This window comes from Streptomyces adelaidensis, from assembly GCF_016598475.1.
Classification (GTDB): Bacteria; Actinomycetota; Actinomycetes; order Streptomycetales; family Streptomycetaceae; genus Streptomyces; species Streptomyces adelaidensis.
Genome location: NZ_JAEMUX010000079.1, coordinates 21,053 through 38,378, shown reverse-complemented (window position 1 = coordinate 38,378; position 17,326 = coordinate 21,053). Strand labels below are relative to the sequence as shown.

The 17,326-nt window shown below is 72.1% G+C and carries 11 protein-coding genes and 1 pseudogene; 5 read left to right on the top strand and 7 right to left on the bottom strand.

What is annotated here, in order from left to right:
- Positions 1–111 precede the first annotated feature (111 nt).
- Both I8N67_RS32740 and gcl read right to left on the bottom strand, forming a co-directional pair.
- On the bottom strand, positions 112–522 hold the full coding sequence (locus I8N67_RS32740) for a hypothetical protein (RefSeq protein ID WP_200307881.1): 411 nt from the start codon (positions 520–522) through the stop codon (positions 112–114).
- A gap of 452 nt (positions 523–974) precedes the next feature.
- Entirely contained in the window at positions 975–2,759 is a 1,785-nt protein-coding gene (gcl, locus tag I8N67_RS32735) for a glyoxylate carboligase (RefSeq protein ID WP_200307880.1), read from the bottom strand.
- A 269-nt stretch (positions 2,760–3,028) separates the two neighbouring features.
- Here gcl and I8N67_RS32730 point away from each other — a divergent pair, with 269 nt between their 5' ends.
- Positions 3,029–3,730, top strand: coding sequence for a hypothetical protein (locus I8N67_RS32730; protein WP_200307879.1), 702 nt, complete (start codon positions 3,029–3,031; stop codon positions 3,728–3,730).
- Positions 3,731–3,778: 48 nt separating this feature from the next.
- On the opposite strand, the gene I8N67_RS32725 is transcribed toward I8N67_RS32730, so the two are convergent.
- A complete protein-coding gene (locus I8N67_RS32725; protein WP_200307878.1) occupies positions 3,779–5,368 on the bottom strand; it encodes an AMP-binding protein in 1,590 nt (529 codons plus the stop codon).
- A complete protein-coding gene (locus I8N67_RS32720; RefSeq protein ID WP_200307877.1) occupies positions 5,365–7,044 on the bottom strand; it encodes an AMP-binding protein in 1,680 nt (559 codons plus the stop codon). The genes I8N67_RS32725 and I8N67_RS32720 overlap by 4 nt, the downstream gene beginning before the upstream one ends.
- Before the next feature lie 155 nt (positions 7,045–7,199).
- Here I8N67_RS32720 and I8N67_RS32715 point away from each other — a divergent pair, with 155 nt between their 5' ends.
- From I8N67_RS32715 to I8N67_RS32705, 3 genes are all read left to right on the top strand, one after another.
- Positions 7,200–8,057 carry a helix-turn-helix transcriptional regulator gene (locus I8N67_RS32715; protein WP_200307876.1) on the top strand — a complete coding sequence of 286 codons (858 nt, stop codon included), beginning with the start codon at positions 7,200–7,202 and terminating at the stop codon, positions 8,055–8,057.
- Between the two features lie 186 nt (positions 8,058–8,243).
- Positions 8,244–11,102 (top strand): helix-turn-helix transcriptional regulator, encoded by a 2,859-nt coding sequence (locus tag I8N67_RS32710; protein ID WP_200307875.1) that lies wholly within the window; start codon positions 8,244–8,246, stop codon positions 11,100–11,102.
- 302 nt (positions 11,103–11,404) lie between these two features.
- The gene (locus I8N67_RS32705) at positions 11,405–12,202 is read left to right on the top strand and encodes a S1 family serine peptidase (RefSeq protein ID WP_200307874.1); all 798 of its coding nucleotides are present in this window, start codon (positions 11,405–11,407) and stop codon (positions 12,200–12,202) included.
- Positions 12,203–12,329: 127 nt separating this feature from the next.
- Here I8N67_RS32705 and I8N67_RS43250 read toward each other — a convergent pair.
- A pseudogene (locus I8N67_RS43250) lies at positions 12,330–13,357 on the bottom strand (winged helix DNA-binding domain-containing protein); the annotation flags it as partial.
- 116 nt (positions 13,358–13,473) lie between these two features.
- The gene (locus I8N67_RS32690) at positions 13,474–13,863 is read right to left on the bottom strand and encodes a hypothetical protein (protein ID WP_200307873.1); all 390 of its coding nucleotides are present in this window, start codon (positions 13,861–13,863) and stop codon (positions 13,474–13,476) included.
- A 224-nt stretch (positions 13,864–14,087) separates the two neighbouring features.
- Here I8N67_RS32690 and I8N67_RS32685 point away from each other — a divergent pair, with 224 nt between their 5' ends.
- Entirely contained in the window at positions 14,088–16,817 is a 2,730-nt protein-coding gene (locus tag I8N67_RS32685) for a tetratricopeptide repeat protein (RefSeq protein ID WP_200307872.1), read from the top strand.
- Here I8N67_RS32685 and I8N67_RS32680 read toward each other — a convergent pair.
- On the bottom strand, positions 16,768–17,070 hold the full coding sequence (locus I8N67_RS32680; protein WP_200307871.1) for a hypothetical protein: 303 nt from the start codon (positions 17,068–17,070) through the stop codon (positions 16,768–16,770). The genes I8N67_RS32685 and I8N67_RS32680 overlap by 50 nt on opposite strands.
- Between the last annotated feature and the right edge of the window lie 256 nt (positions 17,071–17,326).

Sequence of the window (17,326 nt, the reverse complement as noted above, 5' to 3'; positions counted from 1 at the left end):
CCTCCAGGCCGCGTCCGGTCCCTGATGACACCCATCAGCCACCGGGCGCACCGCCCGCGACTGCTGCCGCACGGCCCGGACGAGGGGTCGCCGTCGGCGGACGCGGGCGGGTCACGGACCGCGGCGGCGTGCGCGCCGGTGCGGTGGTGAAGGCCCGGCCCGCGTCTCGACGTGCGGGACACGGAACCGGCGCCGTCGCATCCGCCGCGGTCCCGGCACCCGGCCGATCCGGTCGCGTCCGCCGTACCGGGTGAGCCGGTGCCGCTCGTCGAAGTCCGGCCGGAGGATGAGGCCTTGGGCGTGGTCGAGCGAGTCGTGGAGCATGCGCGCCACGTTCCACTCCCCGGCACCGGCCGCCGTGCTCCGGGCCTGCGCCGGCAGCCGTTCGACCTCCTTGCCGCCCCGGCGTCCGCGTCCGAGCCCGCCGTTGATGTGCTCGAAGACCTCGGTCAGCGCGTCCTTGACCGACTGGCAGACCGCCTCCCCCGCCACTTTTCGGCCGGGGTCCGACAATCCGGTCACGTGCCACCGCCACGCCGCTCCACGCCACGACGTCATGTCTACGCAAGCGTGCGTAGACCGTCTACGGAACCCTCAAATCAACCTCTGAACACCTGCGCGGGGCTTCAACTCCCCCCGCCCTTGGGCGCATTCTCAAAACACGAGGCCCGCCGGCACGGGGGCGGCGGGCCTCGACGGGGGAAGCGGAGGCACGAGGGAAGCCTCCACGGGGGAAGTGGGAGCACGGGGGAAACGGGGGAGGCCACGAGTGGCAGCGCGGCAAAGCGGCTCGCGTTCTGCGGGGTCGCGCTGCCACTCATGGTCCGGCCGAGCCCCGGCCACGGAGCGGGGCGGGGCGGCCCACCCCCCGACTGAGCCGCCCCTGACATCCGTACGCGACCCCGAACCGAGCGCGATCCCGAGCCGAGCACCCCACCGAACCGAACGCGCCCCCGAACCGAACGCGCCCCCGATCAGACCCGCAACGTCCTGATCGACGTCGGCGCGTGCCCCGGCTCCGTGGCGATCTCCTCGAACTCGACCACATCGCCGATGTCGTTGGTCGTGGACATGGAGATGTTGGTGACGCGCTCCAGGATCGCCTCGACGACGACCGGCACCCGGTACCGGGCCGCCAGCTTCTTGGCCTGCTCGAAGGCGGCGCCCAGCTCACCCGGGTCGGTCACGCGGATCGCCTTGCAGCCGAGGCCCTCGGCGACCTTGACGTGGTCGACGCCGTAGACGCCCAGCTCCGGCGAGTTGACGTTCTCGAACTCCAGGTTGACCTGGAAATCGATGTCGAAGGCTCGCTGGGCCTGGCGGATCAGGCCCAGGTAGGAGTTGTTGACCAGGACGTGGACGTACGGGATGCGGTGCTGCGCGCCGACCGCCAACTCCTCGATCATGAACTGGAAGTCGTAGTCGCCGGAGAGGGCGACGACGGAGGCCTCCGGGTCGGCCTTGGCGACGCCGAGCGCTGCCGGGACGGTCCAGCCGAGTGGGCCCGCCTGGCCGCAGTTGATCCAGTGGCGGGGGCGGTAGACATGCAGCATCTGGGCACCGGCGATCTGGGAGAGGCCGATGGTCGTGACGTACCGGGTCTCGGGGCCGAAGGCCCTGTTCATCTCCTCGTAGACGCGCTGCGGCTTGATCGGGATGTCGTCGAAGTGCGTACGGCGCTGGAGTGTCGCCCTCTTCTCCTGGGCCGAGGCCGCCCATTCACTCCGGTCGGGCAGCCTGCCCGCCGCCTTCGACTCCCTTGCCACCGTGACGAACAGCTCCAGCGCGGCCTTCGCGTCGGACGCGATGCCGTAGTCGGGCGGGAAGATCCTGCCGAGCTGGGTGGGCTCGATGTCGACGTGGACGAACTTCCGGCCGGCCGTGTAGACGTCGAGCTTCCCGGTGTGCCGGTTGGCCCAGCGGTTGCCGATGCCGAGGACGAAGTCGGACTCCAGGAAGGTCGCGTTGCCGTACCGGTGCGAGGTCTGGAGGCCGACCATGCCGGCGTTCAGCTCGTGGTCGTCGGGCAGGACGCCCCAGCCCATGAGGGTGGGGACGACCGGGATACCGGTCAACTCGGCGAATTCCACCAGCAGTTCGCAGGCGTCGGCGTTGATGACGCCGCCGCCCGCGACGATCAGCGGGCGCCGCGACTCGTTCAGCAGCCCGAGCGCCTTCTCGATCTGGGCACGGGTCGCGGCCGGCTTGTAGACCGGCAGCGGCTCGTACGTGTCCGGGTCGAACTCGATCTCGGTGAGCTGGACGTCGACGGGGAGGTCGATGAGGACGGGTCCGGGCCGGCCGGAGCGCATGAGGTGGAAGGCCTGCTGGAAGACGCCGGGGACCTGCGCGGCCTCCAGGACCGTGATGGCCATCTTGGTGACCGGCTTGGCGATGGAGGCGATGTCGACCGCCTGGAAGTCCTCTTTGTGGATCACGGCGGTGGGCGCCTGGCCGGTGACGCAGAGGATCGGGATGGAGTCGCCGAGGGCGGAGTACAGCCCGGTGATCATGTCGGTTCCGGCGGGCCCGGAGGTGCCGACGCAGACTCCGATGTTGCCGGGGTGCGTGCGGGTGTAGCCCTCGGCCATGTGTGAGGCGCCCTCGACATGGCGGGCGAGGGTGTGGTGGATGCCGCCGGAGGCTTTCAGGGCCGCGTAGAAGGGGTTGATCGCCGCGCCGGGGACACCGAACGCGTCGCTGACGCCCTCGCGCTTGAGGATCTCGACTGCCGCGCGGGCAGCGGTCATACGAGCCATTGCGTACTCCTGCTTCAGCTGCCGGACTCGCGCTCCCGTCGCGCCCCGCGGTGAGCACTTCCGTGATGTCGTCGGTTGCGTTTCCGCTTGTTATTTTCCGCATTGCGGAAATTACTTTCTACTATCTGGAAGTAATGTAGGGGGCGGGGTAGGGAGCGTCAAGGGCGTGGGCCGTGGAATCCCGCTGGGCGTCTCGGGGCGTTTCCCTGCCGCGGCAGCCCTGGCTGGAGGACGATGAGGGCTCGGTGGTCTCGGTGGTGGGTGGGGAAATGAGCGAGAGCATGGCGGTGCGGTGCCCGGACTGCGGGCGGGAGCATCAGTACGCCGCGCCGGTCTACCCCTGCCCGTGCGGCACCCCGGTCGCCGCGCCCCTGAACCACCGCGCCGCCCCCACCTCCGTCACGCACCGGACCTGGGACGAGGACTGGGTCACCGTCCGCTGCGGGGGCTGCGGCCGCGCCGACCAGTGGCCGCACCCGGAGCTGGGCTGCTCCTGCGGAACCGTGCTGCGCGTGCCCGTGGCCGGCGCCGTACAGCCGCCGGGCCCCGACCGCGCCGACCCGGCCGAGCCGCCCGCGAGCCTGCGCGCCACCTTCCGGCCGGTCACCATCCGTACGGCCCGTGACGCGGTCACCGCCGTCGCGCTCTATCTGCGCTGGCTGGGCTATCGGGACATCCGCCGCGCCGACCAGCGCCAGCCCTCCGGGATCGGGCTGGCCGCGCGAGGCGTCCTGGCCCAGGTGGACCCGTCGGTCCGCCCGGCCTCACCGCGCGACATCGAGTGCCTGTGGCTGACCGCCATGACGGAGTCCACCGACTGCGTCTACTTCTCCCTCGCCGGGTACGCGAGCGACGCCCGCGACCGCGCCGACGGCCTGGGCGTCTCCCTGTTCGTCCTGGACCTCACGGGCACCCCGCAGCCGGTGAACGGCGCGGCCACGGAACTGGTCGCGACCGGCTCGGAGGCCTGAGGCATCGGCCTCGCGCAGGGATGTCCGACGTCGACCGCGCGGAGCGGGCTACCCGGTCGCGTACCGCTCCCGCAGTTCGATCTTGCGCACCTTCCCCGACACCGTCATCGGGAAGGCGTCCAGGATGCGCAGCGCGCTCGGGATCTTGTAGTGCGCCAACTGCCCGTCGCAGAAGGCCCGTAGCTCTTCCAGGGTGAGCGGTTCGGCGGCCTCGCGCGGGATGACGCAGGCGAGGACCTCCTCGCCGTACCGCTCGTGCGGCACGCCCACCACCTGGACGTCGGCGATCTTCGGGTGGCCGTAGAGGAACTCCTCGATCTCGCGCGGGTAGATGTTCTCGCCACCCCGGATGATCATGTCCTTGATGCGGCCGACGATCTCGACGTACCCGTCCTCGCGCATCACACCCAGGTCCCCGGTGTGCATCCAGCGGCCGGCGTCGACGGCCTCGGCGGTCTTTTCGGGCTCCTCCCAGTAGCCGAGCATCACGCTGTAGCCACGGGTGCACAACTCGCCCGCCGTGCCGCGGGGTTGGGTCACTCCGGTCGCCGGGTCGACGATCTTGACCTCGATGTGCGGGAGGACACGGCCGACGGTGCCGGTGCGGTGTTCCAGGTCGTCGTCGCGCCGGGTCTGGGTGGAGACGGGCGAGGTCTCCGTCATGCCGTAGCAGATCGAGACCTCCGTCATGTGCATCTCGGCGACCACCCGTTTCATCACCTCCACCGGGCAGAGCGAGCCCGCCATGATGCCGGTGCGCAGGGAGGTGAGGTCGTACGCGGCGAAGTCGGGGAGGTTCAACTCCGCGATGAACATGGTGGGCACGCCGTACAGGGAGGTGCAGCGCTCCTGCTGGACAGCCTCCAGAGTGGCCTTCGGGTCGAAGGACGGGGCCGGGATGACGATGCAGGCGCCGTGCGTGGTCGCCGCGAGGTTGCCCATCACCATGCCGAAGCAGTGGTAGAAGGGCACGGGGACACAGACCCGGTCCTGCTCGCTGTAGGCGATCGACTCCCCCACGAAATAACCGTTGTTGAGGATGTTGTGGTGGGAGAGGGTCGCCCCCTTGGGGAAGCCCGTCGTGCCCGAGGTGTACTGGATGTTGATCGGGTCGTCGCAGGACAGCGCCTCGTACGGCTCCGGGGTCCCGCGCGCGATGAGCGCGTCCCAGCTCGGGTCGCCGATGTAGACGGTCTCCCTCAACCTCGGGCATGTGGAGCGGACCTGCTCGACCATCGCCCGGTAGTCGCTGGCCCTGTGGCTGAGGGAGGCGACGAGCAGACAGATGCCGGCCTGGTTGAGGACGTACTCGACCTCGTGGGTGCGGTAGGCCGGGTTGATGTTCACCATGATCGCGCCGATGTGGGCGGTGGCGTACTGGACGAGCACCCACTCGGGGCAGTTGATCGCCCAGATGCCGACCCGGTCGCCCTTGGTGACGCCGCTCGCGAGCAGCGCGTACGCCAACCGGTCGACGTCGGCGGCGAACTGGGCGTACGTCCAGCGCCGCCCGGACGGCACGTCGACGAGGACCTCGCGGTCCGGCCAGGCCGCGACCGCCCGGTCGAGGCCGGCGCCGATGGTGTCACCGATCAGCGGAGTGTCGCTGACGCCGTGCGTGTAGGACAGCGCGCTCACCGGTGGTCCTCCTCGCGGTACTCCGCGTCCGAGCCCTTGGCCGTGGCCTCGCGCAGTTCGATACGGCGGATCTTGCCGGAGACGGTCTTCGGCAGGTCGGCGAACTCCAGACGGCGGATGCGCTTGTAGGGCGCGAGGGCGGTACGGGAGTGTTCGAAGAGGACTTTCGCGGTGTCGGGGCCCTGCTCCCAGCCGGCCGCCAGCACGATGTACGCCTTCGGCACCGCTGCCCGCGTCTCGTCAGGCGCGGGCACGACGGCCGCCTCGGCGACCGCCTCGTGCTCCAGGAGGACGCTCTCCAGCTCGAACGGGCTGATCTTGTAGTCGCTCGCCTTGAAGACGTCGTCGGCGCGGCCCACGTAGGTGATGTAGCCGTCCGCGTCCCGGGCGCCGATGTCACCGGTGCGGTAGTAGCCGCCGGCCATGGCCTCCGCCGTGCGGTCGGGGTCGCCGTGGTAGCCGGTCATCAGGCCGACGGGGCGGTTGGAGAGGTCGAGGGCGATCTCTCCCTCGTCGGCGTCGGGGGCGCCCGAGACGGGGTCGAGGAGGACGACCTTGAAGCCGGGGCCGGGCCGGCCCATCGAGCCGGTCCTGAGCTCCTGGCCGGGGCTGTTGGAGACCTGGACGGCGGTCTCGGTCTGGCCGAAGCCGTCGCGGATGGTGACACCCCAGGCACGGCGCACCTGCTCGATGACCTCGGGGTTCAGGGGTTCTCCGGCGGCGACGACCTCGCGGGGCGGGGTGCGCAGCTGGGTGAGGTCGGCCTGGATGAGCATGCGCCACACGGTGGGCGGGGCGCAGAAGCTGGTGACGCCGGCGCGGTCCATCTCCGCGAGCAGCCGGCCCGGCTCGAAGCGGGTGTAGTTGTGGATGAAGACGGTCGCCTCCGCGTTCCACGGGGCGAAGAGGTTGGACCAGGCGTGCTTGGCCCAGCCGGGCGAGGAGATGTTGAGGTGGACGTCGCCGGGTCGCAGCCCGATCCAGTACATGGTCGCCAAGTGGCCGATGGGGTACGACACATGGGTGTGCTCGACCAGTTTGGGCCGGGCGGTGGTGCCCGAGGTGAAGTACAGCATCAGGGGGTCGGTGGCGTTGGTGGCGCCGTTCGGTTCGAAGCGGGCGGCGGCCGCGTAGGCCTCCTCGTACGACCGCCAGCCGTCCGCCGTGCCGCCGACGGTGGTGCGGGTGTAGCGGCCGGGTACGTCGTCGAACTTGGGTGCGTCCTCGGCCCGTACGATCACGTGTTTGACGCGGCCTCGCTCCACCCGGTCGCGCAGGTCGGCGGGGCCGAGCAGCGGGGTGGCGGGGATGACGACGGCACGCAGTTTCATCGCGGCGAGGGCGGTCTCCCACAGCTCCGCCTGGTTGCCCAGCATGACGAGGATGCGGTCGTCGGCGCGGACGCCGCGGTCCCGCAGCCAGTTGGCGGCCCGGGAGGAACGCTCGGACATCTCGGCGAAGGACAGCCGGGTCTCGGTGCCGTCCTCCTCGACGATGTGCAGGGCGGTGCGCCCGTTCCCGCGTGCGATCACGTCGAACCAGTCGAGCGCCCAGTTGAAGTACTCCGGGCGCGGCCAGGTGAAGTCCCGGTACGCCGTGGCGTAGTCCTCGCGGTGGGTCAGCAGGAAGTCCCGGGCCGCCCGGAACTCGTCCGTGGCGCTCGTCCTCGCCGACATGTGTCCTCCTCATTGCCGGACCGTTGCCGGACATCGTGTAATGCGTGATACACGTCTCACTACCCCCGAACGGGGGTGCGCCGCGCGGAAGGGGCGAGTTCGTGGCATTGGATCCGTTGAGTTCCGTCGGTCCGCCTCTGAGCGATTCGGTCGATATGGCTCTGAGCGATTCGGCGGAGATGCGCGGCGCGCTGGTACGGCTGCGGCGCGCCACCGGGCTGCCGCTCGCCTTCGCCGGGCTGGTCGTGCCCGGGCCCGGGCAACTGCGCATCAGCGAACTCCAGGGCAACCGGACGACCGCGCTGCAGAGCCTGGCCGTGCACTCCGGGAACGGTCTGGGCGGCAAGACGGTGGCACTGGCCCGCCCGTGCCGGGTGACCGACTACTCCGTCTCCCGCCAGATCAGCCACGAGTACGACGCCGCGGTCGCCGCCGAGGGCATCCGCTCCGTCCTCGCGATCCCCGTCGTCGTACGGCGGCGGGTGCGCGGCGTCCTGTACGGCGCCCTGCGTACGGCCCAGCCGCTGGGCGACCGCACGGTCGGGGCGGCGCTGGAGGCGGCGCGGGATCTGGAGCAGGCGCTCGTCGTGCGGGACGAGGCGCGGAGTCTGCTGGCCGCGACCCGGGCACCGGAGAACGGGATGCCGGGGGCGTGGGAGGAGGTCCGGGAGGCGCATGGGGCGCTGCGCGCGCTGGCCCCGCGCATCGACGATCCGGCGCTGCGGGCGGAGCTGCTCGGGGTGTGCGGGCGGCTGGCGGGAGCGGCTGCCGGGGAGAGCGCCGGGCCGGCCGCTCCGGTCCCCGGCGGTGCCCTACCGGCCGTTCTGACCCCGCGCGAGGTCGATGTGCTGACCTGTGTCGCGACGGGCGCGACCAACGCGGTGGCGGCGGAGCGGCTGGGGCTGCGCCCGGAGACGGTGAAGGGTTACCTGCGCTCGGCCATGCGGAAGCTGGGGGCCCACACTCGTCTGGAGGCGGTGGTGTCGGCCCGCCGGGCGGGGCTGCTGCCGTAGGGCTCGGCGAACCCCACCATTTCCGGACCGATGGGGGCGCCGACCCGTTCTTCATGTGACAGGCAGGTGAAATTACTTATGCCGTACCCTTCCTGTTATTTCCCTTCACCAGGGCTACGTTCCGAAATTCAAAGACTGGACGCCTAATATTGGCCCGGACACGACACTTGAGGGGAGCGGTGGCCCGTGCGACGGGACTTCAAGGAGCCTGGGAGACCCCGCCCCGACCTGGTCATAGGCAGGGCGGAGCTGTTCACGGGAGCGCGCGAGCAGCTTTCGCGCGGCGGCAGCGTGCTCGTGCACGGCTCCGCGGGGATCGGTAAATCGACCGTCCTGCGCGCCCTGGCCGCGGAATACGACGAATCGGCACGGACGGTACTGCGCTGCTCGGCCACCGAGTCCGAGTCGCATCTGCCGTTCCTCGCGCTGACCGATCTGCTCGGCCTGGTCATGGACGAGGTGTCCGACCAGCTGCCCGCACCGCAGCGCACCGCGCTGGAATCCGCGCTCACCGGCCGCGGCGAGTCCACGCTCCAGCGCGACGGGCTCGCCCTGCGGCTCGCGGTCCTGTCGACCCTGCGCGCGCTGGCCGCGAAGGGCCCGGTGCTGATCGTCGCGGACGACCTCCAGTGGCTGGATCCGGCCAGTGTCGAACTGCTCGGGTTCGCCGCGCGGCGGCTCGGCGAGATGCCGGTGCGGATGCTGTGCGCCGTACGCACGTCCACGGACCCGCACGGTCATGAGCAGGACAGATATCTACGCGCGTCCCCTCCGGACACGCTGCCCCTCAGGGTCAGTCCGCTGTCCAGGGCGCACGTCGCCGAGCTGCTGGAGAACCGCGGGTACACCGGGCTGCCCCGGTCCACCGTGCGGGACATCCACCGCACCGGCGGCGGCAACCCGCTGTTCGCGCTGGAGCTGGGCCGCGCCCTGGCCGACAGCCCGACCCCGCCGCGCCCGGGCGAGCCGCTGCCCGTGCCCACCTCGCTGCGGACCCTGGTCCTGAACCGGCTGGACATGCTCTCGGCCGAGGCCCGCCGCACCCTGCTGGTCGCCAGCGCCGGTGCCCGGCCCACGGTGGCCCTGCTGCACGCCGCCGGACGGGAGAACGCCGAGGCGGAGACCGCGCAGGCCGCCGAGCTCGGGCTGCTGGCACCGGAGCGGGAAGGGCCGGGCGTACGGTTCGCGCACCCCCTGGTGTCGGCCGCGCTGTACGCCGAGGCCACCGCCCAGGAGCGGCGGGCCGCCCACGCCGCGCTGTCCACCGCCGCCGTCGACCCCATCGAGCGGGCCCGGCACCTGGCACTGGCCACCCACGGCACCGATCCGCGGGTCGCCGCGCAGCTGGGCGAGGCCGCGGCCGTGGCCCGGGACCGGGGCGCGCCCTCGGTCGCCGCCGAGCTGGGCCTGCTCTCCGCCCGCCACACACCGGCGGACGCCACGCCTGGCCCCGACGGGCGGCGGCTGCAGGCCGCCGAGGACGCGCTGACCGCCGGGGAGAACGACCTCGCCCGGGACATCGCCCGCGAGGTGCTGAGCCGGGCCACCGAACCCGCCGAGCGGGTCCGGGCCTGGATGGTGGTGATCGACGCGGCCGGGCAGTCCCTCGCCGAGGTCGACGCCGTCTACCCACAGGCCCTCGCCGACGCGGGCGACGACGCGCGACTGCTCGGCCTGGTCCGTTACCAGCTGGCCTGGCGCGCCCTGGTCCTCGAAGGCGACTTCGCCCAGAGCCGGGAGGAGGCCGCGCGGGCGGCGGAGCTGGCGGCGCGGGCCGAGGACCGGCGCACCGAACTGCTCGCGCTCGCCTTCCAGGCGCAGGCGGAGATCCTGATGGGGCACCCGGACGCGCCCATGACGATCAAGCGGGCGCTGAGGGAACCGCAGGACCCGCAGCTGGCGTGCCATCACAACGGTGCGGGCGCGACCCGCTTCCGCTGGCTGATGATGAGCGACCAGCTCGGCGAGGCCCGCGCGACGATCACCTCGCTGCTGCGTGAGGTGCGCCGGCGCGGCATGGTCGAGAGCGAGGTGCACTATGTGCGCTTCCTCGCCGAGACCGAGCTGCGCTCCGGGCACTGCGGCCGGGCCCTCGACCTCGCCCGCGAGGGCTATGTCCTCGCCCGGGACTCCGGCATCGGCGAGGGCGCCTCCGCGATGCTCACCTCGCTCGCGGAGGCCGCCGGCGGTGATGTGGAGCGGGCCCGGGCCCTCGCCCGGGAGGCCGCCGACCACGCCGAGCAGGACGGCGACCTGATGTACCTCTCCCGCGCCCTGGGCGCCCTCGGGCACGCCCAGCTGGTGACCGGGGACGCGCCCGGCACCGTGCAAGCGCTGCGCCGCGTAAGGGAGTTGGAGGACGGTCTCGGCGTCACCGACCCCGCGCGCGGCCGCTGGCACGGCGACCTCGCCGAAGCCCTGGTGCGGGTCGGCGAGTTGGCCGAGGCGCAGGACGTCATCGACGTGACCCGGCAGCAGGCGCTGCGGCTGGGCCGCGAGAGCGTGCTCGCCGTCCTCGACCGGGCCGAGGCCCTGGTGCGCGCGGCACGGGGTGAACACGACGCCGCGGTACGGCAGTTGACCTCGGCTCAGGACCGGCTGGCCAAGCTGGGCTACGGCCTGGAGGAGGCGCGGGCCGCGTACGCGCTGGCGGGGCTGCGTGCCCTCCCGCCGACGCTCGGTCTCGCCCGGCCAGGGGGGAGCCCCGGGCCCGCGCCGGGAACGTACGACGAGGCGTCCCGGTTGTTCCGGCGGTGCCGTGCCCTGCCCTGGCTGCGTCAGGTGGAGGAGGCCTCGGTCACCCCGGCGCCCACGCCCCAGCCCGCGATCGCCCCGTCGGCGCTGGACGCCCTCGCCGTGCTCGCGGCGACGGAACGCCAGGTCGCGGAGCTGGTCATGGAGGGTGCGACCAACCGGGAGATCGCCGGCCGGCTGTACATCAGCGTGAAGACGGTCGAGGCGACGCTCACCCGGGTCTACCGGAAGCTGGGCATCCGGTCGCGGGTGGACATCGTGCGTCTGGCGGCGGGACACCGTACGAACTGACCTCCCCGGGAGCGGTTGACGAGCCCCTTCCCGGGACCGGTGCGCGCGGCGACCTTGCGGCTTCAGCCTAGGCTCAAACCCCGGCCCCGGTCATCGAGGGTTTTCCCTCCTCAACTCTCTTAGGGGGATCCCCCCTTGGGAGGGGATCCCTCCGGCTCTTAGTTTTTGTGACGTGCCCACGCCAGGGCACACAGACCGGCCCGCCGCCCCGCTCGGCTCCCCCGAGCGGGGCGGCACCGCCGGCTCTGCAGGCACCCGCCCCCACCCGTGCTTCCCCCACCGGCGATCTCCTGAGGAGAACCATGTTCGGGTTCAACCGTGCCAAGAAAACTCTCGTCGCAGCCGCGTTGACCGCCGCCGCCTCCGCGGCAGCGCTACTGGCCGCCCCCGGCGCCGTCGCCGCTCCCCAGCCCATCGTCGGCGGTTCGACCACCACCGCGAGCGCGTACCCGTACGTCATGCAGATCACGAACGCCTCGCAGAGCCAGTTCTGTGGTGGCACCCTCGTGTCGGCCACCAAGGTGATCACCGCCGCTCACTGCATGGTCGGCAGAACGACCTCCAACACCCGCGTCGTCGGCGGCCGCACGTACCTCAACGGCACCAACGGCACCGTCAGCACGCTCAGCAAGATCTGGATCCACCCGAGCTACAACAGCTCCACGATGACCAGTGACGTGGCCGTGCTGACGCTCGCCGTCTCGCAGCCCTACACCCCGGCCTCGTACGTCACCGCCTCGCAGACCGGTGTCTACGCGGCCGGCACCACCGCCCGCATCCTCGGCTGGGGCACCACCTCCTCGGGCGGCTCCTCCTCCAACCAGCTGCGCACCGCGACCGTGCCGATCGTCTCGGACGCGACCTGCGGCAGCTCCAGCTCCTACGGCTCCGAGTACATCGCGAGCTCCATGGTTTGCGCCGGTTACACCTCCGGCGGCGTGGACACCTGCCAGGGCGACAGCGGCGGTCCCCTGATGATCGGGGGCGTCCTGGCAGGTATCACTTCCTGGGGTTACGGCTGCGCCGACGCGCAGTACCCCGGTATCTACACCCGGCTGACCACCTTCTCCAACACGGTGGCCGCGCAGATCGCCTCGTAGCCGAGGCCCCGCGCGCCGACGGACTCCTGGGGTACTCCCCCAGGAACCAGCAGGGGGCGCTGCGAACCTGCCACGAGCGGTTCGCAGCGCCCCCTCTCCAATTCGGCGGGCGGCCGCGGCAGTTCGCCACGGCGGCGAAGCGGATGTCGTACGGGCCGTCTCCGTGCAGCGTGCTGAGCATGCGCTCGGCCTCTTGCGCCAGGCCGCTCCGCTGTTCCTCGGTGAGGCGGCCGAAGGGTTCGAGGGTGAGGACGTCGGCGTCGAGCTTCCAGATACCCGCCAGGAAGCCGTCGACGAGGAAGGTGCGGTACGCCTGATTTCCTTGCCAGGTACGGCCCTTGAGGTCGGGCGGCACCACGCGGGAGCGGTCGGCGTGGGAGAGGAGCAGGTTGTCGAACTCGGGGAGCAGCCGGGGCGGCGCCGGGGTGTCCGGGTCGGGGCGGGGGCGTCGGGGAGGTCGAAGAGTTCGACGCCGCTGTCGTCGCGGAAGGTGAGCAGCTCCGGGCGCAGCCGCTCGAAGGCCTCGCTCAGCCGGGTCAGGCCGGCCCAGGTCTGCATGTCCTTGACGGAGGCGGGCCCGAAGGCGGCGAGATAGCGCCGGACGACGGTCTCGGGCGCGGGAGCCGGTTCGGCGGGCCGGCCGAGCCAGTGCTCGGCGGTGGTCAGCGCGACCTGGCCGCTACGCCCCCACAGACCGCGCGGGGTGACCTGGACGAGCGGCAGCCGGCAGCGCGCGGCGAGGCCGAGGGCGAACGGGTCGGCGTCGGGCCACTCGACGATCAGCGCTTCGCGCAGCCGCTTCAGGGTGCGCGGCTCGGCCTCGACGAGTTCGCGCGCGATGACCGCGAGCCGGTCGAGATCGACCCCGGCCAGCCCCTTGCGGAACAGATTCAGCTCCCGCTCCCGGGCCGGCTGCACAAGGGGCCGCAGGGTGAGGCCCTCGGCGGTGTGCGTGTGGATCGTGGACCGCATGGTGACGATGCGTACGACGGCCCGGTCGGCCATCAGCGCCGACAACTGCTCGTGCGCGAAACCGTCCAGCCGCGCGGCGAGCGCGTGGTACGGCGGCCGGACGTTCTGCGCCTGCAGCCCGAGGAGGTGCGCCACGGCGTCGTACGCGGACATGGCGGACGCCGGTGCCCGGCGCAGCAGCATGACGGCGAATCAGGCGGCGTGGACGTACGCGAACGGCATCCTGCCCGCGAGGGAGGTGCTCGCGTCCGCGATCCGGTCCTCGGTGGCACGAGCCGCGCGTGGACGGCGATCGTGACTCAGGCGCCGCCCCAGCCCCACGACTCGTCGTCCGGGTCTTCGGTCGCGTACAGGGTGGGCCCGAGGCGCGCGGCCAGTGTGTCTCCAGCCATACGCGTTTGGACGACTGTGCCGTCGGCACCCACCGTCAGTGCTGCGTAGTACCCCAGCGCCGCCCAGTCCGAGGGCACGTGGAAGAAGACTTCCACCGTGTCGTGCGGGTATTCGTCGCGCAGCGAGGAAAGCAACTTCTTCAGAGTGCAACCGCCGTGCAGGTCGCTGATCATGACGGTCACTTGATCCGGTGCCGGCCGCCATGCCCGCACATGCGCGTAGCCCTGCCGGCCATCGAAGGACCGCACGTACTGCTCATCACGGATCATCTCGGGATAAGCGCGCTCAACGGCCAAGGGGAGGCCCCTTCTTCTCAGTACCCGGTTCCGACACCCCACAACAGCAGGTCCACGGTACGGGTGATGGGGCGCCGGTGACCGTCCAGGCAGTCGGCGCGGGCTGTCCGAGCAGGTCGACGGAGGCTGCTGTGGCGGCAAACCGGTCCCCGTTGCGGGCCGGAGCGGGGGCGGCGCCGTCGCATAGACTCGGGTGACCAGCGTGGCGGGTGGGGGAGGCACGGGTGGACGATCGTGAAGCCGGTGATCCCAGGCTGATCTTCGCGGCGGCCCTGACCCGGCTGCGTCGGCGTCTGCCGGACGTGTCGGACGAGACCCTGGCCCGGCGGGCCAGCGCGGTGGCGCTGCCGTCCGGGCGCCGGGTCGCGGTGAACGCGCGCAGGCTCGGCGAATGGGCCAACGGTCAGTCGGTACCGCGCAAGTTCGAAGCCGTCATGGCTTTGGTGCACACCGTGGAGAAGGCGGCGGGAGGCGCGTCCGCCGATCAGCCCACGGTGGCGCAGTGGCAGCGGCTGTGGCGCGCGGCGCGGGATTACCGAAGCAGCCCCGCCCCTGGACAGCAGCCGCAGCCGCGGATCGTGATCGGCCGGCCGCCGAGTGACGCCGCCGCGCTGCGGCGGCGTGACGGGTTGGCCGAGAGCATCGACGCGGGCATGCGAGACGCATCCGTCCGGCAGATCCTCCTCACGGGCGCGGGCGGCGTCGGCAAGTCTCAACTGGCCGCGGCGGCGTTCCACCGCGCCATGCGGCGGGCCGAGATCCTGCTCTGGGTGCCCGCCGGCGACCGCCTGTCGGTTCTGGGCAGTTACGCCCGCGCGTGGCGGGCGCTGTCCGGGGCGCGCATCGCGAGCATCGCGGGGGAAGCCCCCGCGCCCGGCACCGACCCTGGCGGGGACGACGAGACCCAGGCCGACCTGTTCCTGACCTGGCTGAGATCAACCGCCACTCCCTGGCTCGTGGTCCTCGACGACATCGACGACCCTGGCGAACTGGCCGGGCTCTGGCCGGCCGGTGAGGCCGGCCGGACCGTCCTGGTCACCCGCCGGCGGGACGCCACGCTACTGCGCCCGGGGGTCCGGGTGATTGCCGTCGGCGTGTTCACCGCCGACGAGGCCACCGCCTACCTGGCCGACCGGCTGCTGCTCGACCTGGGCCCTGCCGCCGGGCACCACGGGCCCCCAGCGCACCGTCGTGAGGATCTGGCGACCCTTGCGGCAGCCCTCGGCCACTTTCCACTCGCCCTTTCCCAGGCTGCCGCCTTCCTCATCGACACCGGCATGGACCTGCCCGCGTACCTGAGCCTTCTGGCCGACCGGCGGGAGAGCGTCGCCGGTCTGCTCCCGCCCTCCTCCCCCGCGGACGAGCACGGCGGCACGGTGACGAGTACCCTGCAACTCGCCCTCGGGCGGGCGGAGTCGCTGGCACCACCCGGGACCGCCCGTGCCATGCTCGAACTGATCTCGATGTTCGCGCCCGACGGCATTCCCGACGCGGTACTGCTCGGTCCGGCGGCGCGCGACTGGCTCGGCGGTGACCCCGTCCCGCAACGGGGCGCCCTGCTGGCGTTGCGGGCACTGCACCGGTTGTGTCTGGTCACCCACCACGGACCTGCCGGCCCGGCGGTCGTCGAGGTACATTCCCTCGTCCAGCGCGCGATCCGCGACGGTGTACCCGCCGACCGCCGCGAACGGCTCGCCACGGCCGCGGGCGACGCGCTGGAGGAGGTCTGGTCCGCGCCGGACTGCGAACCGGAGACGGAGACCGCCCTCTACCGCAGCGCCGAAGTGTTGCTGGCGAATGCCGGCGGTCACCTCTGGCACAGCGACGGCCTGCATCCCCTGCTCCGCCGGTTCGGGCCGCATCTGACCGCTCTGGGCCGTCCCGCCGCGGCCCGGGACATGGCCCAGGGCCTGGCCGACCAGGCACGGCGGCGGCTGGGCGACGGCCACCGGGACGTTCTGACGCTGCGTTCGCAGGCGGCCCAGGCCGGGGGCGACCTCGGGGACACCACTGCGGCCGTCCGGTCGCTGGCGGAGATCAGACGCGAGGCGGAGGACAGCCTCGGCCGCGCGGACCCGGACACGCTGTCCATCCGGCTGCACGAGGCGCGCTTCCGGATGGAATCGGGCCTCATCGACGCCGCGCTGGCCGACTTCGTCACCCTGGCCGCCGAGGTGCGGGCAACGCTCGGCGCCGGTGACCCGCTGGTGACCGCCGCCGACGAATACGTCGCGCTGTGCCGCGGGCTCTCAGGAGACGCCCACGGCGCGCGCGACGCGTACGCCGCGATCGCCCGGGAACTGGAACGGGACCTCGGGCCCCGGCATCCGGCGACGTTGAAGGTCCTCACCGACCTCAGCCGGTGGATCGGGGAGACGGGTGACGTGCGGCTGGCTGTGACCACCTATCAGCAGGCGGTGGACGGCCTGGCCTCCGTCGTCGGCCGGCTGCACCCCGAGACCCTCGTCGCCCGGCACAACCTCGCCTACTGGCACGCGATCGCCGGCGACCTCGACAGGGCGATCGAGCAGTTCGTCACAGCGGCCGACGACGCCGAACTCGCGCTTGGCGCCGAGCACCCCACCACCCTGACCTACCAGGTCAACCTGGCCTTCTGGCGTGGCGTCGCCGGAGACACCGCCGCCGCGCTGGGCCGGCTGGAGCGGCTCCGGCGGACCTTGGAACGGATCCTCGGCGCCGACCACCCGCGCACCCTGCGGGCCCGGCAGCAGCAGGCCGAACTCCTGCACCGCGGCGGTGACCACGCCACCGCCGCAGACCGACTCACCACCCTGCTGGCCGACATGGTCCGGGTCCAAGGCGCCAACCATCCGCGTACCCGGGAGGCCGGCCAACTGCTGACGCGGTGGTCGCAGGAACGGGCCGCCGCGGCCTCGCAGGACCTCAACGCGACGGAGAAGGCGCTGCAGGCCGCCTCCGACGGACAGTCCTGACCATCGCTCCCCCCGCCACGGCCGCGACCGTGCCGCCGATCGCCACCTCGATGTTGAGACGCTCGCGGTCCTCGATGCTCAGAAGGTACTCCCTCGCCCGCGCCTCCTCCTCGAGCGAGAGCTGGAGGTCATAGACACGATGTTCGGCCCACTGCCGCTCGTCCTTGTCCACATACGTCAGCAGGCTCACCACGGCGAGCGCGACACCCACCACGATCATGAGTACGCCCACCACGGACACGGTCCTGCGCATGATGCCTCCCTGATGGCGGCGGCCGGAACGCTGCCGCTGCCGTGCCTTGAGGCTGCCGAACCTAGAGCCGGGGCCCGTTCGCTGTCCCTCGCCGAACCCGCCGGCACCTACATCGGACCAGGTCAGCAGTGGGATCGCGGCCCCCGCTCCGGCCCGGTGCGGGAGGCCGGGTGCCCCCGGTCGGCGCTGGGGTGCCACCGCGTGTTGCGGAAGGCTGGGTGCGTGCGGGTTCGGGCGGGCCGTCGGCTGTGTCGGG